Source organism: Cryptosporangium sp. NPDC051539 (assembly GCF_044454545.1).
Taxonomy (GTDB): domain Bacteria; phylum Actinomycetota; class Actinomycetes; order Mycobacteriales; family Cryptosporangiaceae; genus Cryptosporangium.
This window is the reverse complement of the sequence record NZ_JBITDV010000006.1, coordinates 432,705-450,851: the sequence shown is the minus strand read 5'-3', so window position 1 is coordinate 450,851 and position 18,147 is coordinate 432,705. Positions and strand designations below refer to the sequence as shown.

General features: G+C 72.8%; 17 protein-coding genes and 3 pseudogenes. 12 read left to right on the top strand and 8 right to left on the bottom strand.

What is annotated here, in order from left to right:
• Nucleotides 1–17: 17 nt before the first annotated feature.
• From ACIBZJ_RS21210 to ACIBZJ_RS21200, 3 genes are all read right to left on the bottom strand, one after another.
• Nucleotides 18–1,052: a hemolysin family protein gene (locus ACIBZJ_RS21210; RefSeq protein ID WP_395932039.1), complete on the bottom strand. Its 1,035-nt coding sequence runs from the start codon at nt 1,050–1,052 to the stop codon at nt 18–20.
• On the bottom strand, nt 1,049–2,431 hold the full coding sequence (locus tag ACIBZJ_RS21205) for a hemolysin family protein (RefSeq protein WP_395932037.1): 1,383 nt from the start codon (nt 2,429–2,431) through the stop codon (nt 1,049–1,051). Before ACIBZJ_RS21205 ends, ACIBZJ_RS21210 begins: the two co-directional genes overlap by 4 nt.
• 90 nt (nt 2,432–2,521) lie before the next feature.
• Entirely contained in the window at nt 2,522–3,112 is a 591-nt protein-coding gene (locus ACIBZJ_RS21200; RefSeq protein WP_395932035.1) for a TetR/AcrR family transcriptional regulator, read from the bottom strand.
• Between the two features lie 62 nt (nt 3,113–3,174).
• Between ACIBZJ_RS21200 and ACIBZJ_RS21195 the strand changes: the two genes are divergently transcribed.
• Both ACIBZJ_RS21195 and ACIBZJ_RS21190 read left to right on the top strand, forming a co-directional pair.
• Nucleotides 3,175–3,939 carry an SDR family NAD(P)-dependent oxidoreductase gene (locus ACIBZJ_RS21195; RefSeq protein ID WP_395932033.1) on the top strand — a complete coding sequence of 255 codons (765 nt, stop codon included), beginning with the start codon at nt 3,175–3,177 and terminating at the stop codon, nt 3,937–3,939.
• A 144-nt stretch (nt 3,940–4,083) separates the two neighbouring features.
• Entirely contained in the window at nt 4,084–5,769 is a 1,686-nt protein-coding gene (locus tag ACIBZJ_RS21190) for an AMP-binding protein (protein WP_395932031.1), read from the top strand.
• 61 nt (nt 5,770–5,830) lie between these two features.
• Here ACIBZJ_RS21190 and ACIBZJ_RS21185 read toward each other — a convergent pair whose 3' ends face one another.
• The 5 genes and pseudogenes from ACIBZJ_RS21185 to ACIBZJ_RS21165 form a co-directional block, all read right to left on the bottom strand.
• Nucleotides 5,831–6,547 (bottom strand): tyrosine-protein phosphatase, encoded by a 717-nt coding sequence (locus tag ACIBZJ_RS21185; RefSeq protein ID WP_395932029.1) that lies wholly within the window; start codon nt 6,545–6,547, stop codon nt 5,831–5,833.
• 66 nt (nt 6,548–6,613) lie between these two features.
• Entirely contained in the window at nt 6,614–7,153 is a 540-nt protein-coding gene (locus ACIBZJ_RS21180; protein WP_395932028.1) for a dihydrofolate reductase family protein, read from the bottom strand.
• A gap of 58 nt (nt 7,154–7,211) precedes the next feature.
• Complete coding sequence (locus ACIBZJ_RS21175) at nt 7,212–8,195, bottom strand: sigma-70 family RNA polymerase sigma factor (RefSeq protein WP_395932026.1); 984 nt, start codon at nt 8,193–8,195, stop codon at nt 7,212–7,214.
• A gap of 63 nt (nt 8,196–8,258) precedes the next feature.
• On the bottom strand, nt 8,259–8,648 hold the full coding sequence (locus ACIBZJ_RS21170) for a DUF1801 domain-containing protein (protein ID WP_395932024.1): 390 nt from the start codon (nt 8,646–8,648) through the stop codon (nt 8,259–8,261).
• A gap of 18 nt (nt 8,649–8,666) precedes the next feature.
• Nucleotides 8,667–9,813: pseudogene (locus ACIBZJ_RS21165) on the bottom strand (TIM barrel protein); the annotation flags it as partial.
• Here ACIBZJ_RS21165 and ACIBZJ_RS21160 point away from each other — a divergent pair.
• The 10 genes and pseudogenes from ACIBZJ_RS21160 to ACIBZJ_RS21115 form a co-directional block, all read left to right on the top strand.
• A pseudogene (locus tag ACIBZJ_RS21160) lies at nt 9,807–10,208 on the top strand (MFS transporter); the annotation flags it as partial. The pseudogenes ACIBZJ_RS21165 and ACIBZJ_RS21160 overlap by 7 nt on opposite strands.
• 85 nt (nt 10,209–10,293) lie before the next feature.
• Nucleotides 10,294–11,091 carry a phosphatase PAP2 family protein gene (locus ACIBZJ_RS21155; RefSeq protein ID WP_395932304.1) on the top strand — a complete coding sequence of 266 codons (798 nt, stop codon included), beginning with the start codon at nt 10,294–10,296 and terminating at the stop codon, nt 11,089–11,091.
• Nucleotides 11,075–12,295 (top strand): MFS transporter, encoded by a 1,221-nt coding sequence (locus ACIBZJ_RS21150; RefSeq protein ID WP_395932022.1) that lies wholly within the window; start codon nt 11,075–11,077, stop codon nt 12,293–12,295. The genes ACIBZJ_RS21155 and ACIBZJ_RS21150 overlap by 17 nt, the downstream gene beginning before the upstream one ends.
• Before the next feature lie 142 nt (nt 12,296–12,437).
• Nucleotides 12,438–13,406: a zinc-binding alcohol dehydrogenase gene (locus tag ACIBZJ_RS21145; protein ID WP_395932020.1), complete on the top strand. Its 969-nt coding sequence runs from the start codon at nt 12,438–12,440 to the stop codon at nt 13,404–13,406.
• 4 nt (nt 13,407–13,410) lie between these two features.
• Nucleotides 13,411–13,791 (top strand): 6-pyruvoyl trahydropterin synthase family protein, encoded by a 381-nt coding sequence (locus tag ACIBZJ_RS21140; RefSeq protein ID WP_395932018.1) that lies wholly within the window; start codon nt 13,411–13,413, stop codon nt 13,789–13,791.
• A gap of 44 nt (nt 13,792–13,835) precedes the next feature.
• Nucleotides 13,836–14,864: a glycosyltransferase gene (locus tag ACIBZJ_RS21135; protein WP_395932016.1), complete on the top strand. Its 1,029-nt coding sequence runs from the start codon at nt 13,836–13,838 to the stop codon at nt 14,862–14,864.
• The gene (locus ACIBZJ_RS21130; RefSeq protein ID WP_395932014.1) at nt 14,861–15,529 is read left to right on the top strand and encodes an HAD family hydrolase; all 669 of its coding nucleotides are present in this window, start codon (nt 14,861–14,863) and stop codon (nt 15,527–15,529) included. The genes ACIBZJ_RS21135 and ACIBZJ_RS21130 overlap by 4 nt, the downstream gene beginning before the upstream one ends.
• 85 nt (nt 15,530–15,614) lie before the next feature.
• Nucleotides 15,615–16,406, top strand: a complete 792-nt coding sequence (locus ACIBZJ_RS21125) for a CDP-alcohol phosphatidyltransferase family protein (RefSeq protein WP_395932012.1) — start codon at nt 15,615–15,617, stop codon at nt 16,404–16,406.
• A gap of 17 nt (nt 16,407–16,423) precedes the next feature.
• Nucleotides 16,424–17,287 (top strand): SAM-dependent methyltransferase, encoded by an 864-nt coding sequence (locus tag ACIBZJ_RS21120; protein WP_395932010.1) that lies wholly within the window; start codon nt 16,424–16,426, stop codon nt 17,285–17,287.
• Nucleotides 17,284–18,141: pseudogene (locus tag ACIBZJ_RS21115) on the top strand (YbhN family protein); the annotation flags it as partial. The gene ACIBZJ_RS21120 and the pseudogene ACIBZJ_RS21115, both read left to right, overlap by 4 nt.
• Nucleotides 18,142–18,147: the final 6 nt, after the last annotated feature.

The window sequence follows — 18,147 nt, the reverse complement described above, 5'->3', positions numbered from 1 at the left end:
TTGTGGGGGGCCGGGGCTCAGGTGTGGGCGCTGTCGTGGATCTCGCCGACCAGCTCCTCCAGCATGTCCTCCAGCGCGACCAGGTCGGCCGAACCCTCCAGCCGGGCCAGGTGCGCGCCCTGCCTGCGCAGCGTCGCGATGCCCTCGCGCAGGCTCGCGTCCGGCGAGACGGTGGGCAGCGCCCGGACCAGGTCGGCCGGGATCTCGGCGTCGTACGGGACGCCCTCGGTCTCGGTGTCGATGACGACGTCCTTGAGGTGCAGGTAGCCGGTCGGCGACCCGAGGCCGTCCACGACCGGGAACCGCGAGTACCCGGTCCGCGCGGCCACGTCCTCGACGAACTCCAGCGTGGCCGAGCGCGGCACGGTCACCAGCGACGCCAGCGGCAGCGCGACCCGCCGGACGGTCCGCTCGTCCAGCGACAGCGCGCTGGTCAGCAGCGTCTGCTCGGCGTGCTCGAGCAGTCCGGCCCGGCGCGACTCGGTCACCGCGTCGGCGAACTCGTCCCGGGTGAACGCGCTGGTCACCTCGTCTTTCGGCTCGACCCGCACCAGCCGCAGGATGCCGTTCGCCATCGCGTTCAGCGTCACGATCACCGGCTTGAGCGCGACCACGACCATCGCGAGCGGCGGCGCCAGCAGCAGGGCGGCCCGGTCCGGACCGGCCAGCGCGATGTTCTTCGGCACCATCTCGCCGATCACCACGTGCAGGCCCACGACGAGGAACAGCGCGATCGCGAACGCGACCGGGTGCAGGAGGTCGTCCGGCATCCCCAGCGCCCCGAACGGGCGCTCGATCAGGTGCGCGATCGCGGGCTCGCCGACCGCGCCGAGCGCGAGCGAGCAGATCGTGATGCCGAGCTGGGCACCGGCCATCATCAGCGAGACGTTCTCCATCGCCCGCAGCGTCGTCCGGGCGGCGCGCGACCCCGCCACGGCCAGCGGCTCGATCGACGTCCGCCGGGCCGAGATCAGCGCGAACTCGGCCGCGACGAAGAACGCGTTCGCCAGCAGCAACCCGACGGTGAGCGCGACTGCGGCCCAGTCGCTCATCGGGCACCCCCGCCGGCCCCGCCGGCAGTGCTTGCAGTGCTTGCAGTGCCGCCCGGGCCCGGCGACGCGACGACCACGCGGTCGACCCGACGGCCGTCCATCCGGTCGACCGCGAGCCGGATCCGCCCCGGCTCCCCGTCGGTGTCCGGTGACTCGCCCGGCGCGGAAACGGCGAGCTCGACGACGTCGCCCTGGTGGGGAAGGCGGCCGAGGCGGACGGTCAGGTAACCGCCCAGCGTGTCGTATTCCGGGCCGTCCGGGACCGGCAGACCGGTCTGCTCCCGGATCTCGTCCGGCCGCAGCAGGCCGGAGAGCACCCACGACCCGTCGGCCCGGCGCCGGAGCCCGGCCGGCTGGGAGCGGTCGTGCTCGTCGGCGACCTCGCCGACGATCTCCTCGATCAGGTCCTCCAGCGTGACGATCCCCTCGGTGCCACCGAACTCGTCCACGACGACCGCCAGCTGCAGCCCTTCCCGCCGCAACTGCGGCAGCAGGTCGTCGGCCGGCACGGTCGACGGGACGAACACCGGCGTCTGCATGACGACCCGCACCGCCACCTCGGACCGCCGGTCGCGCGCCACCGACACGGCGTGCTTCGCGTGCACGACCCCGACGATGTCGTCGATGTCGTCGCCGACGACCGGGAACCGCGAATGTCCGGTCGCTCCGGTCGCGGTCAGCACCGAGCGCACGGGATCGGAAGCCCCGACCACCGTCAACCGGCTCCGCGGCGTCATCACGTCGGCGGCGGTCAGCTTGCCGAGCGCGAGCGTGCGGTCGACCAGCCGGGCGGTCTCGCCGGACAGCGTCCCCAGCTGCGCCGACCGGCGGACCAGCGAGATCAGCTCCTCCGGTGCCCGGGCCGACGACAACTCCTCCTGCGGCTCGATCCCGATTCGCCGCAGGATCGTGTTCGCCGCCCCGTTCAGCAGCCGGATCAGCGGCCAGAGCAGCCGGGTGAACCCGCGCTGGAGCGGCGCGACCGCGATCGCGGTGCCGAGCGGCCTCGAGATCGCGATGTTCTTCGGCACCAGCTCGCCGAACAGCATCGTGATCAGCGTCGACAGGGTCAGGGCCACGGTCACCGACACGCCCGTCGCCGCGCCGGAGGACAGCCCCAGAGCTCCCAGCGGCCCGGACAGCAGCGACGCGATCGACGGCTCGGCCAGGAAACCGATCGCCAGGTTCGTGATCGTGATCCCGACCTGGGCCCCGGACAACTGCGTCGACAGCGTCCGCAGCGCGGCCTGCACCCCGGTGACCCCGGCCCGGTCGACCGCACCCCGGTCCACGGTGACGAACGCGAACTCGGCCGCGACGAACACTCCGCAGGCCGCGACCAGCAGCAACCCCGCGAGCACCAGCAACCACTCGACCATGCCTGGGTTATCCCCCCGAACTCCGTCAGACGACACGGGGACCGGTCACCGCGGTGACCGGTCCTCACCGGTTCCAACGGCGTGCAGGGGTTATTCGTCCCCGGAAAGGCCCCGGTGGAGGAGATCGACCGTAGTGACGATCGCCTCTTCGGCCGGCACCCCCGCGAACATTCCCCGCGCCATCATCGCCGCGACGCCGTGTACCTGCGCCGACGCGACGATCGCCAGCGTGTACGGGTCGCCGGCCCGGATCTCGCCGTCGGCCTGACCCTCCGAGACCAGGTCGAGGGCCACCTGGAACCCCCGGGCCGCCGCCGCGGCCAGGGCCGCACTGGCGTCGGGGTGGTGCTTGGTGCCCAGCATCAGCGTGAGCAGTTCCTCGTGCGACGTCGCGAACCCGATGTAGGCCCGGGCCATCGCGTCCAGCCGCTCACGCAGGGAGCCGCCGCGCACCGCGGCCGAGGTCGCGTCGGCCAGCCGGGTGAACCCGTCGACGGCCAGCGCGTCCAGCAGGGCCTGCTTGTCGCGGAAGTGGTGGCTCGGGGCCGCGTGCGACACCCCGAGATCGCGCGCCAGCCCGCGGAGCGAGATGCCCTCGGCTCCCACCGTGGCCAGCGCTTTTTCAGCCGCGGCGAGCAGGTCGGCCCGCAGGTTCCCGTGGTGGTACGCGCCCTCCTTCACACCGGGATCCTACTCCCATCTTGTCATTGACAAGAATCCTGACACTGCCTAGTTTCCCGGTCATGGACTACCACGGCACAACCGCCCTCATCACCGGCGCATCGGCCGGCATCGGCGCCGAATTCGCCCGCCGGCTCGCCGCCCGCGGGGCCGATCTCGTTCTCGTCGCCCGGCGCAAGGACCGGCTGGACGCGCTCGCGGCCGAACTGCGCGCCTCCCACGACGTCCGGGTGGACGTCGTCGCCCTGGACCTGACCGAGCCGAACGCGGGCCGCACCCTGCACGAGGCGGTCGGACGACCGGTGCAGGTCCTGATCAACAACGCGGGGTTCGGGTCGTACGGACCGTTCGTCGACGAGGACCCCGCCCGGTCCGCGGACCAGATCCTGGTGAACGTGGCCGCGCTGACCGACCTCAGCCACGCGTTCCTGCCGGACCTGATCGCCGGCGGGGGCGTCCTGCTGAACATCGCGAGCGTCGCCGCGTACGGCCCGACCCCGTCGATGCCGGTCTACGGTGCGACCAAGGCGTACGTGCTGAACTTCACCGAAGCGCTGGCCTACCAGTTGCGGAACACCCCGGTGCGGGTGCTCGCCTACTCCCCCGGCGCGACCGAGACCGAGTTCTTCGACGTCGTCGGCACCCGGGACGCCGGCGGCGGCGTGTGGCAGAGCCCGGCACAGGTCGTCACCGGCGCGCTGCGTGCGCTCGACGGCCGCGCGCCGAGCGCGGTCGCCGGCCGCACCAACCGGATCGCCACCGCAGTGGCCCGGGTCCTCCCCCGCCGGTGGGCCCTGACGCTCGCCGGTCGTCTCGCCTCCGCGTAACCGCGATCGCCCGGCCCGGACCCGTTACGGCCGCGTCACCCCCGCTCGGGGGTGTTTGCCGGTGCGCGGTATTCGTAGGGTGCGCGAGGCGCACCCAACCGGAAGGCGACGACGATGTCTGCGATCGAGATGTCTGGGACCGAGATGTCTGGGACCGAGATCTACCGCGAGGCCCGCGACCTGCTCCTGCGGCACCGCACCGACTACGACCGGGCCGTCGCCGAGTTCCGCTGGCCCACGTTCCCGGACGGGTTCAACTGGGCGATCGACTGGTTCGATGCCTACGCGCGCGGCAACAACCGGATCGCGCTGTGGATCGTCGAGGAGGACGGCTCCGAGGCGAAGTACACGTTCGACGACATGGTCGCCCGCTCCGACCGGCTGGCCGACCTGCTGGCCGCGGACGGCGTCGGCAAGGGCGACCGGGTGCTGCTGATGCTCGGCAACCAGGTCGAGCTGTGGGAGTCCGTGCTCGCGATCACGAAGCTCGGCGCGGTGATCATGCCGACGACGACCGCGCTGGGCCCGGCCGACCTGGTCGATCGGATTTCGCGGGGCGGCGCGGCCTACGTGATCGCGAACACGGCGGACACCGCGAAGTTCTCCTCGGTGCCGGGCACCTACGGGAAGCTCGCGGTCGGTGGGGCCCCGGGCTGGCGGTCGTTCGGCGAGGCGGCCGGTATGCCCGGGACCCGGCGCGAAACCCTCACGACCCCGGACGACACGCTGCTGGTCTACTTCACGTCCGGCACCACGAGCCGCCCCAAACTCGTCGAGCACAACCAGGTGAGCTACCCGGTCGGCCACCTCTCGACGATGTACTGGATCGGCCTGCAGCCGGGCGACGTCCACCTCAACATCAGCTCGCCGGGCTGGGCCAAGCACGCCTGGAGCAACGTCTTCGCGCCCTGGATCGCCGAGGCCACGATCTTCCTCTACAACTACACCCGCTTCGATGCCGCGAAGCTGCAGGAGCAGATCCGCCAGGCCGGCGTCACGACGTTCTGCGCGCCGCCGACCGTGTGGCGGATGCTGATCCAGGCCGACCTCTCCGGCGGCCCGGGGTCGCTGCGCGAGGTCGTGGCCGCCGGTGAGCCGCTGAACCCCGAGGTCATCGACCAGGTGCGGGAGCGCTGGGGCCTGACGATCCGCGACGGCTTCGGCCAGACCGAGACGTCGGTGCAGGTCGCGAACACCCCGGGCCAGGAGGTCGTGCCCGGGTCGATGGGCAAGCCGCTGCCGGGCGTGCCGGTCGTGCTCGTCGACCCGCTCACCGGTTCGGAGGCCGCCGACGAGGGCGAGCTCTGCCTCGACCTCGCCGCGAAACCGGTGAACCTGATGGTCGGTTACACCGACGACCCCTCCCGGAACGCCGACGCGATGGCCGGCGGTTACTACCACACCGGGGACGTCGCGAGCCGCGACAAGAACGGCTACATCACCTACATCGGGCGCACCGACGACGTGTTCAAGGCCAGCGACTACAAGATCAGTCCGTTCGAGCTGGAGAGCGTCCTGCTCGAACACCCCGCGGTGGTGGAGGCGGCGATCGTGCCGGCGCCCGACCCGATCCGCCTCGCGGTGCCGAAGGCGTTCGTCGTGCTGGCGGCCGGATGGGAAGCGACGGCCGAGACCGCGGACGCGATCCTGGTGTACGCCCGGGAGAACCTGGCGCCGTTCCAGCGCGTGCGCCGGATCGAGTTCGCCGAACTCCCGAAGACGATCTCGGGCAAGATCCGCCGGGTGGAACTACGCACGCTCGAGCAGGAGCGTTTCGACGCGGGCGCGTCCGGAATCCCGGAGTTCCGCGACGACCACCTGCGGAGCTGACTCCGGCCCGGGGGTGCGGGCGCGCGGCCCGGGGCGCGGGGGCGCGGCCCGCGCCCTCGGATCAGGCGATCAGCGCGGCGCGCAGGCGGGTGATCGCGGCCGGGTCCAGGCCGTGCGCCAGCAGGTACGTCTCGACGTCGCCGATCCGCGCCAGCGTCGCCCGGATCAGCTCCGGCGGGCAGTCGAGCATGTCCTTGAGCATCGCGTCGGTGTGCTCACCGGGCGGCATCGTCGCCCGGATCTTGTCGGCGAACCCGGTCGAGAGGTTCTCCGCGGTCAGCGCGTAGTCGTGCTCGATGTCGGCCGCGCTCACCCCGAGCAGCGCGTGCACGATCGCGATCACGGTGCCGGTGCGGTCCTTGCCCGCGGTGCAGTGCACGACGGCGGGCAGCGCGTCCGGCTCGGCCAGCGCGCCGACGATGCCGGCGAGCGCGTCGCCGCACTGGTCCACCATCAGGTCGTAGGCCTCGGCCAGGCTCGTCGGGCGCTCCGCGGCGTCCAGACCGGCGAACGCCGGCAGGTGCCGGTAGGTGATCGGCAGGTCACCGAGGGCGTCCGGGGCGATCTCCAGCTCCACCGCCTCCCGCAGGTCGATCACGGTCCGGACGCCGAGAGCGGCGAGCCGGGCCCGGCCCTCGTCGTCCAGATCGGCCAGACCGTCGGCGCGGATCAGCAGCCCGGTACGCACGGCCCCGCCGCCCGCGGTCGCGTACCCGCCCGCGTCGCGCACGTTGTACGTACCGGGTAACGGCAGGCGCCGGGTCGCAGCGGCCGTCATGTCTGCCTCCAGATGGATCGCTCGGTGGGGACCGGGCGACCGTACTGGGGCCCGATCGGGGCGTGCCTAGCGGACCACCTCGTACCAGAGGGTGATCGCGTGGGGCGTGGTGTGTACGCGCGGCTGGTCCAGCCGGATGTTCGTGCCGCCGAGGTGCCGGAACAGCGGGACGCCGTCGCCGAGCAGGATCGGGGCCACGAACACCAGCACGTCGTCTACCTCGCCGGCGTCGAGACACTGCCGGCCGACGTCGGCGCCGATGAGGCAGACGTACTTGTCGCCGGCGGCGGCGCGGGCTTTCCGGAGTGCGGTGTCCAGGTCGCCCGCGAACGTGACGCCGGGGACGTCCACGGCGGGCGCCGACCGCGTCAGGACGATCTGCTCGCCCGTCCAGGCCCCGCCGAACGGGCCCTCCTTGTCGGTGCCCATGTTCGGGTCGTCCCCGCGGTACGACACGCCACCGATCAGGCACGACCCGACGTTCGCGACCAGCTCGTCGGCGATCGGGTCCGGGCCCTGGTAGGGCTGCATCCAGGACATGTCGCCGCCGACGCCGGCGATGAAGCCGTCGACCGACATCGTCGCACCGTAGAGCACTTTCGCCATGGTTCGTCTCCTCCGAACGAGTACGTACCCCGGTTGAGACGGCAACCGCGCGGAAAACTCATCGGCGCAGTTCCGGCGGCAGCCCGAACGCCGCGAACAGCCCGGGATCGTGGAACGCGACGATCTCGCCGATCAGCCCGGCGTCGAACGTGCAGACGCCGATCGCGAACGGCCGGAACACCGCCTCGCCGGGTCTGCGGACGTACGACGCGACGCCGAGCTGCCCGTTCACCCCGACCGGACGGGGCGCGAGCTCCCCCACGTACCCGGGCCGGGCCGGATCCCAGCTCGACTCCAGCGCCCGCCGCACGGCGTCCCGGCCTTCGAACCACATCGGCCAGGGCGGCATCGTGGTCCGGACGTCTTCGGCCAGCAGCTCGGCCACCTCGGCCGGATCGGCGCGCCGCACGGCGTCCAGATAGCGGTTCAGTAGTTGCTGTTCGGCCGGTCCGGGCGGCGCGGCCCGCCAGTCCGACCGGCGTTCGGGCAGGTGGGTCCGGAGGGTGGCGCGGGCGCGCTGCAGCGCGCTGTTCACCGCCGGGACGCTCAGGTCGAGCGCGTCGGCGGTGGCCGACGCGGGCCAGCCGTGCACGTCGCGGAGGATCAGCGCGGCGCGCTGGCGGGGCGGGAGGAACTGGAGCGCGGCCAGGAACGCGAGCGCGATCGTCTCGCGGTCGACGGCGATCGTCTCGGGGTCGTCCGGGGCCGGGAGCTCGAGGTCGGGATAGGGCTGCAGCCAGGGGACGTCGGTTCGCGGCGGAAAACCGGCCGACGGGTCCGACGGACCCGACAGGTGCTGCGGCAGGACCCGCCGGGGCCGCGACGCGAGCGCGTCGAGGCAGGCGTTGGTCGCGATCCGGTAGAGCCAGGCCCGCACCGAGGAGCGTCCCTCGAACGTGCCGAGGCCCTTCCAGGCGCGCAGGAACGTCTCCTGGACGAGGTCTTCGGCGTCGGTGTACGAGCCGAGCATGCGGTAGCAGTGGACCCGCAACTCGCGCCGGTGGGCCTCGACCGTGTCGGCGAACGTGGCCTCGTCGATCACGTGGGGAGCTTCACCTGCTGGTCGATCCGGAAGAAGGCGTCCGCGGTAGGCACGGACTCGACGCTAGCGCCGGGCCGCCGCCGTGACGAGTTCCTCGAGGACCGCGGCGTCGACCGCGTCGAGGCGCTTGACGTAGACGCAGCTCTTGCCGACGGTGTGCGGGCCGAGGCGGGCGAGCAGGGCGTCCTTGTCCGGGAAGTCCTCGCCCAGGTAGAGCGTGGTGGACGTTTTCCGCGGCGAGAAACCGATCACGAACCAGTCGACCTCGCGGCCGGTCGCGTAGCGCAGCGGGACCGCGCCGAACCCGACGATGCCGGGTCCCCACATCGCGCCCGGGTCGCCGGTGACGCGGGCCATCAGGTCGCGGACGGCGATCGCGTCGCCGCGCCGCCGCTCGTCGCTCACGGCGCCGAGGAACTCGTCGACGCTCGCGTCGGTGCGGGCTGTCTTCACGCCGCGAGTCTCACGGGTTCAGCCGGTGCGCACAAGGCGGTTGCGACGGTGGGCGGTCATCCGGACCGGGGCGTCGGCCCAGCCGTAGCCGTCGTAGCCGTCCAGGCGCTGCACCAGGAGCAGGAACAGGCGACCGCCCAGCAGGTCGCCGACCGCGGACGCGACGTACTGCGGCTCGGCGACCGCGGGCGCCCAGTCGCCGCGCCGGAGCCTCGCGACGGTCAGGGCCAGGCGGACGGTCCGGTCCCGGTCGGCGAAGGCCCGGCCGCGGATCAGGCCGAACGGGGCGGCGAACTCGTCGGCGGACTCCGGGGTGAGGCCCAGCACCGCGCGGTGGAACAGCGCCGCCTCGTCGAACCGGTCGAACGGCTCCGAGAGCCCGATGTGGTCGATGCTCACCACGCCTATCCCCGCGGTCGACGTCCGGACCGGGTCGAAGTCTCCGGGCCAGCCCCCGGGGCCGGTGCGGCAGAAGAACAGCGGAGTGCCGTCCGGTGCCCGCACGGCGGCGAGGTCGGCCTCGGCCGGGCCGCGTTCCCGGGGCAGCAGCGGCGCGAGCAGCCGCTGGGCCCGGCGCCGCGGCCGGCGGGTCGGCCGACTCCACCGCCAGCGCGCCGACCACCGCTCCCCCGTCGCCACCGGCGTTCACCAGCACCCGCGCCCGCCCCTGTTCCCACCGCTCGACCGGCTACGACCGGTGCCGCCCGGTCCGCGCGAACCCCAGCGCGCCGAGCACCCCGCCGAGGTGGTCGGCGTCGGACGGCGAGGCCAGCAACTCCACGAACGCGTGCCCGGCCAGCGCCGGTGCCGGCTCGGCCGCGTCCTGAAGGGCGAGCAGCGACCGCCGGGCGTCCACCGCGGTACGGGCCGGGTCGGCCTGGCGGAACACGTCGTTGAAGACCTCCAGCGACAGCGGCCCGTCGTAACCGGCGGCGAGCACCGGCGCCAGGAACGCCGGCAGGTCGAACGCGCCCTGGCCCGGGAACAGCCGGTGGTGCCGGCTCCACTGCAGAACGTCCATCGAGAGGTAGGGCGCGTCCGCGAGCTGCAGGAAGAACAGCTTTTCGCCCGGGATCGCGGCGATCGGCGCCGGATCCGATCCCCGCGACAGGATGTGGAAGCTGTCCAGGCACAGCCCGAGCGCCGGATGATCGGCTCGCCGCACTGATGTTCGCGTACCTGTCGGCGATCGGGCACGGGAACTGGCTGCTGATCTTCGCGGTCGGGATCCTGCTGTCGGGTGTCGTGTACAGCGCGCCGAACTCGACCTGGCCGGCGTTCTACGGCGAGATGTTCACCACCCGGGTCCGGTTGTCCGGGATGGCGATCGGGACGCAGATCGGGTTCGCGATCGGCGGATTCGCCCCGACCGTCGGAGCCGCGCTGGCCGGTGAGGGCCGCGGAGGCTGGCTGCCGGTCGCGATCTTCCTCGCGGTGCTGTGCGTGATCTCCGCCGCCGCGACCGCCTCCGGACGCGAGACCGCCCACGTGCCCACCGCGGACCTGGGCCGCAAGCCCGTTCCGGCGCCCGGTCCCCACCACGTCCCCGCGACTGCCTGACACGTCACACCGCGCGCCCGGTTATTGCGTCGATTGACGGGGGATACCGCCCACCTGCGGAAACCGGGGAGGGCACCAGGTGGCGATGGCGACGGACACGATCTCGTCGGCGGTGGCGGCGCCGCTGCGCGCCTGGGTGCGCGTGATCGCCACCGAACTCGCGATCGTCGCGCTCGGCGTCGGCGCCTACCTCGCGGTGGGCGCCGGCTCCGCCGATCGCGCCGGCGCCGCCGTCACCAACGCCAGGACCCTCCGGTCCGTCGAGGCCGCGATCGGGCTGAACCGCGAGAACGCGCTCAGCACCTGGTGGGCGCGCGACGAAACCCGCCAGGCGGTCGCCAACGCCTACTACGTCATCGGCCACTTCACGGTGCCGTTCGTCGTGTTCGGCCTGCTCGTCCTGTTCCGCCCGGACGCCTACCGCCGCTACCGCACCGCGTTCGTGGCCGCCAGCCTGATCGGCGTCGCGGTGTCGTGGGCCTGGCCGACCGCCCCTCCCCGGCTGGTCGACGGGCTCCCCGGCGCCCCCGTCATAGCCGGGGCCGAGAACGCGTACGCCGCGTTCCCGAGCATGCACGTGGGCTGGGCGGTCTGGTGCGCGCTCGCGGTCGCGGCGGTCACCGCACGCTGGTGGCTCCGCGCTCTCGCCTGGTTGCACGCCGGCGCCACCGGCCTCGACGTGCTGGTCACCGGCCACCACTGGCTCCTCGACCTGGCCGGCGGCGTCGCGGCCGCGCTGGCCGCGCTGGCGTTCGCCGGTTTCTGGCAGTTCGGTGAGCTGCACCACAGAACTTCGCCGGAGGTCCTCACCACGGATACAAGGGTGAGCGAGGTATTGCGGGATTCGAGGGGCGGAGAGAGTTCGAATGGCGACACTGCGTGACCGGTCCACCGAACGACTGATCACCAAGGAATTCGTCCTTCTCCTCGTCGCCGCCCTCGGAGCCTTCCTCTCACTCGGCATGACGCTGCCGGTCCTGCCGTATTTCGTCCAGGACCTCGGCGGCGGTGACCTGGCGATCGGCGTCGTCGTCGGGATCATGGCGGTCTCCGCGGTGATGGTGCGCCCGTTCACCGCGCGCGCGATCCAGAACCTGGGGTTCCAGCCCCTGGTCCTCGTCGGAGGGTTCGTCGGCGCGGTCGCCACCGCCCTGTACGCGCTGGCCGGCAACCTGCCCGCGCTGCTGGTGTTCCGGCTGCTCAGCGGTGCGGCGCTCGCGGTGATGTTCGTCGCCTGCATCGCCCGCGTGATGGCGACCGCGCACCCGGATCACCGCTCCAAGGCGTCCAGCTACTTCTCGGTGGCGCCCTACCTCGGTATCGGCCTGGGGCCGGTGATCGGCCAGCCCTGTTACGACGCCTTCGGCGTCGGACCGACGTTCGTCGTCGCCGGGGGCGTGCAGCTCGTCTGCACGCTGCCGATGCTGCTGGTCGCCAACCACCGCTCCCGCAGCGAGGGTGAGAACGCACCCCGGTTCCACTCCGCGGCCCTCTGGCCCGGTGCGGTGCTGGCCCTCGGCATCATCGGCGTCGTCGCCTTCAACGCCTACATCCCGCTCTACGTGGACGAGTTGCACGGCGCCAACCCGTCGTGGATGTTCCTGCTGTACTCGATCGTGGTGCTCGCGACCCGGATGTTCGCGGGCGGCCTCCCCGACCGGATCGGCGCGGTGCGGGCCGGCACGCTGGCGACGGTCGGCGTCGTGATCGGGCTGGTCGTGATCGCCGCGGCGCCGTCGCCGCTCTGGATCTACGTCGGGATCGTGCCGCTCGGCACCGGGATAGCGTTCCAGTACCCGGGTCTGATGGCGCTGGTGATCAGCCGGGTCAAGGAATCCGAGCAGGCCGCCGCCGTCTCCACGTTCACGATGTTCTTCGACGTCGCCACCGGCCTGGGTGGGCTGGTCGTCGGCCAGGCCGCCGCCCTCGGCGGCTACCGGGCCGCGTTCGGGGCCGCCGCGTGCTGCTCCGTGCTGGGCCTGGTGCTGTTGCGGACGACGGTCGCGCGCGATCCGGCGCGGGTCGTGACGCCGCCGGCCGGTCACTTCGGGGAGTCCGCCCCCTGCGACTCGAGCAGCGCCGCGTAACGAACCGCCCGGCCCGGTCGACCTGCGGACCCGCGAGATCCGGCGCCTGTCCGCGGAGAACTCGCCGGCCGACTCCGGCTGGCCGGACCGCAACTGGGCATCACCGCAACTGGGCATCACCGCAACTGGGCATCATGGCCCCATGACCGTCCACGCCGTCTGGTTCACCGCTCCTCGTGCCGTCGAGATCCGGCCGGTCCCGGCTCCGGAACCGGCCGACCTCCTCGTCCGCACGCTCTACTCCGGCATCAGCGCCGGCACCGAACTGCTCGCCTACCGCGGCGAGCTCAACCCCGACACCGAGCGGGACGAGACCCTCTCGGCGCTCGCCGACGGCGGATTCACGTACCCGTTCCAGTACGGCTACAGCTGCGTCGGCCTCGTCGAGCAGGGCACGCTGGAAGGCCGGACCGTCTTCTCGTTCCACCCGCACCAGGACCGGTTCGCCGCCGCCGCGGACGACGTCGTCGTCCTTCCCGACCACCTCGACCCCCGGCTCGGGACGATGTTCCCGCTGGTCGAGACCGCGCTCCAGCTCAGCCTGGACGCCGGCCCGGTCTTCGGGGAAACCGTCGTCGTGCTGGGCCTGGGCGCGATCGGGCTGCTCACGTCCCTGCTCCTCACCCGGGCCGGCGCCCACGTCGTCGCCGCCGAGCCGCGCGACGCCCGCCGCGCGCTCGCGGGGTCACTCGGCCTGCCGACCGCGCACCCCGACGAGCTCGCGGATCGGGTCGGCGACGGCGTCTCCCTGCTCGTCGAGACGTCCGGCGCCCCGACGGCGCTCGCCACCGGCCTCGCACTGCTCCGGCACGAAGGCACCGCGCTCGTCGGCTCCTGGTACGGCACCAAGCCGGTCCCGCTCCCGCTGGGCGAACACTTCCATCGCCGCCGCCTCACGATCCGCAGCAGCCAGGTCTCGACGATCCCCTACGCCGCCCAGGGCCGCTGGACCAACGCGCGCCGCCGCGAGGCCGCCCGCGACCTCCTCGACGCGCTCCCGCTCCGTGATCTGGCCACCACCGAATTCCCCTTCGAGGACGCCGCCGAGGCCTACGCGACCCTCGATCGCGGTGACGCCGGAGTTCTGCACGTGGCCCTCCGGTACAAATAACGGCATGTACCAAACCGGCACCGAGCGCGAGGTCCGCGCATTCCATGTCATGCCCGACATGCCGCCACCGGAAGGCGAACGGCACTCCCACGACTACCGATTAACGCTGGTCGTCTCCCGCGACGAGCTCGACGACAAGGGCATGGTCGTCGACCTCGACGTCCTCGTCGGCGCGCTCGAAGAGCTCACGAACCGGCTCGACGACGCCGACCTGGACGCGATCATCGCCCCGGAGCTCGGCACCGAGGCCGTCACCGTCGAGTCGTTCGCCTTCTGGGTGCACGGCCGGATCGGCGCGACGATCAACGCGCCCGGCGCGGATCTCGCGGTCCGCGTCTACGAGAACGCGACCGAGTTCGGCGGCTACTCGGGCGTGCTGGCCTGAAGCCCCTCACGGTCGCGCTGCTCACCCTCGGCGACCCGGCGACGATGACCGGTGGGTACCTCTACCACCGGCGCGTCGCCGATCGAGCAGCCGCCAGCAACGCGCGCCTCGACTTCGTCTCGGTCCCGGAAAAATCGTTCCCGGCCTCGGTCGCGTCCGGCCGCGGTCTGCTCGCCGCGCTCGTCGACCGGAAGCCGGACGCGCTGCTCGTCGACAGCATCGCCGCCGCCTACCTCGGCCCGTGGCTGCCCCGCCGCGGCCTGCCCCCGATCGTCGGCATGCTCCACCAGCCTCCGGGCGGCATCGACCACACCGGGGTGCGCCGGTACGTCCAGAAGGTCCTCGACCGGCGCGCTTACCGCTTCGCGTCGAGACTGCTGATCGCCAGCGAGGACCTGGCGGACACCCTCCGCGCGTCGGGAATGCCGGCGGACCTGCTGCGGGTCGTGGCCCCGGGCCGGGACCCGGCCGACGCGCCGGTCGCCCCGCAGGGCGATCTGCGGCACGGGCGGAAGATCGCGGTGCTCTCGGTCGGCAACTGGGTCGAGCGCAAGGGGCTGCTCGACCTGCTGGAGGCGGTCGCGTCGCTGCCACCGGACGCGGTGACCCTGCACCTGGTGGGCGATCCGAACGTCGACCCGGAGTACGCGGCGAAGGTCAGCGCCCGGCTGAACCGGCCGGATCTCGACGGCCGGGTCAGGACCCACGGCCTCCTGACGCCGGCCGAGGTGGTCGGTCACTACCGGTCGGCGGACGTGTTCGCGCTGGCCAGCCTGCGCGAACCGTACGGAACCGTGTACAGCGAAGCGATGACGGAGGGCCTGCCGGTGGTCGGCTGGGACGCGGGCAACCTCCCGCACCTGGCCCGGCACGGCGTCGAGGGGTTCGCGGTGCCGCCGGGAGACGTGCGGGCCCTCGGCGACGCCCTGCGAACCCTGGCCGAGGACGAGCCGCGCCGCCGGACAATGGCCGCCGCGGCCAGGATCCGGTCGGAATCCTTTCCGAACTGGGACGACACCGCTCGCGTGCTATTCACTGAGATTCGGGCCGTAGTGGAGGAGACGCGGACGTGAGCCAGTTCGACGCAGTCCTGTTCGATGCCGGTGACACGCTGATCCGGCTGTCCGGCAGCGGCGAGACGCTGCTGCACCGCGCAGCCGCCGACCTGGGCCTGGCCCCGCTGGACCCGGGAGAAGTGGCCGACGTCTGGAAGCGTGTCCTCGACACCAGCAGCACGGCCGAGGAGATGGCCAAGGGTCGCGACCTCTCCACCGGCCAGCACCACGACGTGTGGACCGCGCTCTACACCGCGGCCGGGTGCGAGAACCTCGCGCCCGGTCTGAGCGAGCGGCTCTACGCCCTGACCGTCGATGCCGCTTCCTGGGAGGCGTTCGAAGACACCGTGCCGACGCTGCGGGCGCTCTCCGAGCGCGGCACGAAGATCGGCATCGTCAGCGACACCGGCTTCGACCTGCGTCCGGCGATGGAACAGCTGGGCGTGATGGCCTACGTGGACACCGTCGTCATGTCGTTCCAGCACGGCATGTGCAAGCCCGCGGTCCCGGTTTTCCTGGCCGCCTGCGACCAGCTCGACGTCGCTCCGGAGCGGTGTCTGATGGTCGGCGACAACCCGCTCACCGACTCCGGAGCGATCGCCGCCGGCATGCACGTGTTCCTGCTGCCCCGGCCTGCGGCGACGGGCCCGCGGGGCCTCGGCCGGGTTCTGTCGCTTGTCTGACTCGAACCACTGAACCTTCTGGCTCCCAGCCCCGTGTTTCCCGGCGCGCGACACAACGCCGCGCCTGGGCGAAACGGGTGGATCAGTGACGGTCGACGTTCGAGTCAGCACGACGGGTCCGGTCGTCGGTCCCGTCCTCGGAGTGGTCGCGCAGTTCGGCGTTCTCGGCGGTCTGGCCGCGAGCGTCGGACTCGGCACCACCGGGTGGCTGGCCGGCGTCATCTTCGGGATCGCGACCTGGGTGTTCCTCTCCGGTGCGCTGCACCGCACCGGAGCGACCTCGTTCGGCCCGGCCAACGCGGTGACGCTGGCCCGCTGCACGCTGGTCGGCGGGGTCACCGCGCTGGCGGCGGAGTCGTTCAGCGGGCCCGACCACCGCTGGGCGCTCGTCGTCATCGCGTTCGTCGCCTGGCTGATGGACGGGATCGACGGCCAGGTCGCCCGCCGGACCGGCACCGCGACCGCGCTCGGGGGCCGCTTCGACGGCGAGGTCGACTCGATCCTGGCCCTGGTGCTCAGCCTCTACCTCGCGCAGTCGCTGGGAGTCTGGGTGATCGCGATCGGCGCACTCCGGTACGCGTACGTCGCGGCGGGCTGGTTCCTGCCGTTCCTCCGCGGCGACCTGCCCCGCCGTCAGTCGCGCAGCGCGATCGCCGCCGCGCTCGGCTTCGTCCTGGTGGCCGCCGCGTCCGGCGTTCTGCCGACGCCGGCCGCGGCCGCGCTCGTCGGCCTGTCCCTCGCGGTGGTCGGCTGGTCGTTCGCTCGCGACATCCGCTTCCTGCACCGGGCGGACGCCGCCGGACGCGCGGTCACTTCTCCGGTCGGCGTTCGAACCGTCAACGCCTCGCAGCCGTTCGTCGGAGTAGGCCAGCGATGAACACGAGCGGAGACCGGGTGACCCTCACGGAGGCGCCGCGCTATGCGTCGTCGTGGCTGGGCCTGCGCGAGCCGGCGGACGCCGCGGCCCGTGCGCACGACCTGCTCGAGCCGCTGCGGGCCCGGCTGGCCCGCCCGGGTGCGCCGGCCGACCTGCTGATCCGGGACCTCGGCACCGGCACCGGCTCGATGCAGCGCTGGCTGGCTCCGCTGCTGCCCGGCCCGCAGCGCTGGATCCTGCAGGACCACGACGCCGAACTGCTGGCGTTCGCCGCCGGGACCGCCGCGTCGGTCGCCGCCGACGGGTCGGCGGTCACCGTGATGACCCGGCACGCCGACCTCACCGAACTGAGCGCCGGTGACCTGCTCTCGACGTCGCTGGTCACCGCGTCGGCGCTGCTGGACCTGCTGAGCCGGGGCCAGCTCGACCGGCTCGCGGCGGCCTGCCTGTCGGCCGGCTGCCCGGCGCTGCTCACGCTCTCGGTGACCGGGGGCGTCGACTTCAGCCCGGCCGACCCGCTGGACGCCGAGTTCGCCGCCGGGTTCGCCGACCATCTCCGCCACCACGTCGCCGGCCGGGAGCTCCTCGGCCCGGACGCCGTGGACCACGCGGTCCGGGCATTCACCGAGCGCGGCGCCGTCGTGCAGGTCAGCTCGAGCCCGTGGCTGCTCGGGCCGGACCGCGCCGCACTCCTCGACGAGTGGCTGCGCGGCTGGGTCGCGGCGGCCGCGGAACGGCGTCCGGACCTGGACGCGTCCTCCTACCTGAACCGGCGGCTCGACGCCCTCGCCACGGGCGACCTCCGGGTCACTGTCCACCACACCGACCTTCTCGCCCTGCCGCACGGGGCGACGACCACATCCAACGGGGCAACGTCATGAAGCAACGAGTCTGGGGCTGGGCCAAGACGCTCGGCGGAGCGGCCATCCTGGCGGTGCTGCTCTGGCGTCTGGGGTCCAGTGCCTTCCTCGACGGTCTGCGGGTCATCAACGTCGGGATGCTGCTGGCCGCGTTCGGCATCGGGCTGCTCGCCACCGTGGCCAGTGCCTGGCGCTGGTGCCTGGCCGCCCGTGGGCTCGGGATCACGCTGCCGCTGAAGACGGCGGTCGCCGACTACTACCAGTCGCTGTTCCTGAACGCGACGCTGCCGGGCGGCATGCTCGGCGACGTCCACCGGGCCGTGCGCAACGGACGCGAGACCGGGGACGTCGGGCGGGGCGTCCGGGCGGTCGTGCTGGAGCGATTCGCGGGTCAGATCGCGATGTTCGCGATCGGCGGCGCGGTGCTGCTGGGCAACCCCGCGCTGCTGCTGTTCGTCTGGAAGCACGTGCCGAGCGCGCTGCTGCCGGTGCTCGGCGGGGTCGTGCTCGCCGGCATCGCGGTCGTCGTGTCGCGGCCGGGCCTGCGCCGGAAGGCCGCGGCGGTCGGCCGGGACGTCCGGCACGGACTGCTGGCGCAGCGCAACTGGCTCTGGGTCGGGTTCTCGTCGGCGGTGATCGTGGCCGCGCACCTCGGGACGTTCCTGCTGGCGGCGCGGGCGGCCGGGTCGGACGCACCGATCGGGTCGCTGCTGCCGCTGATGGTGCTCGCGCTGGTCGTGATGGCGCTGCCGCTGAGCGTCGGTGGCTGGGGGCCCCGGGAGGGCTTCTGCGCCTGGGCGTTCGGGGCGATGGGCCTGGGCGCCGACGAGGGCCTCACGATCGCCGTCGTCTACGGCCTCTTCGCACTGGTGGCGGCCCTT

What these genes read in the sequence shown, in the direction of transcription:
- ACIBZJ_RS21210 (WP_395932039.1), bottom strand. Translation starts at nt 1,052, where the DNA reads ATGAGCGACTGGGCCGCAGTCGCGCTCACCGTCGGGTTGCTGCTGGCG.
- ACIBZJ_RS21205 (WP_395932037.1), bottom strand. Translation starts at nt 2,431, where the DNA reads ATGGTCGAGTGGTTGCTGGTGCTCGCGGGGTTGCTGCTGGTCGCGGCC.
- ACIBZJ_RS21195 (WP_395932033.1), top strand. Translation starts at nt 3,175, where the DNA reads ATGGACTACCACGGCACAACCGCCCTCATCACCGGCGCATCGGCCGGC.
- ACIBZJ_RS21190 (WP_395932031.1), top strand. Translation starts at nt 4,084, where the DNA reads ATGTCTGGGACCGAGATCTACCGCGAGGCCCGCGACCTGCTCCTGCGG.
- ACIBZJ_RS21185 (WP_395932029.1), bottom strand. Translation starts at nt 6,547, where the DNA reads ATGACGGCCGCTGCGACCCGGCGCCTGCCGTTACCCGGTACGTACAAC.
- ACIBZJ_RS21180 (WP_395932028.1), bottom strand. Translation starts at nt 7,153, where the DNA reads ATGGCGAAAGTGCTCTACGGTGCGACGATGTCGGTCGACGGCTTCATC.
- ACIBZJ_RS21155 (WP_395932304.1), top strand. Translation starts at nt 10,294, where the DNA reads ATGGCGACGGACACGATCTCGTCGGCGGTGGCGGCGCCGCTGCGCGCC.
- ACIBZJ_RS21150 (WP_395932022.1), top strand. Translation starts at nt 11,075, where the DNA reads ATGGCGACACTGCGTGACCGGTCCACCGAACGACTGATCACCAAGGAA.
- ACIBZJ_RS21145 (WP_395932020.1), top strand. Translation starts at nt 12,438, where the DNA reads ATGACCGTCCACGCCGTCTGGTTCACCGCTCCTCGTGCCGTCGAGATC.
- ACIBZJ_RS21140 (WP_395932018.1), top strand. Translation starts at nt 13,411, where the DNA reads ATGTACCAAACCGGCACCGAGCGCGAGGTCCGCGCATTCCATGTCATG.
- ACIBZJ_RS21135 (WP_395932016.1), top strand. Translation starts at nt 13,836, where the DNA reads ATGACCGGTGGGTACCTCTACCACCGGCGCGTCGCCGATCGAGCAGCC.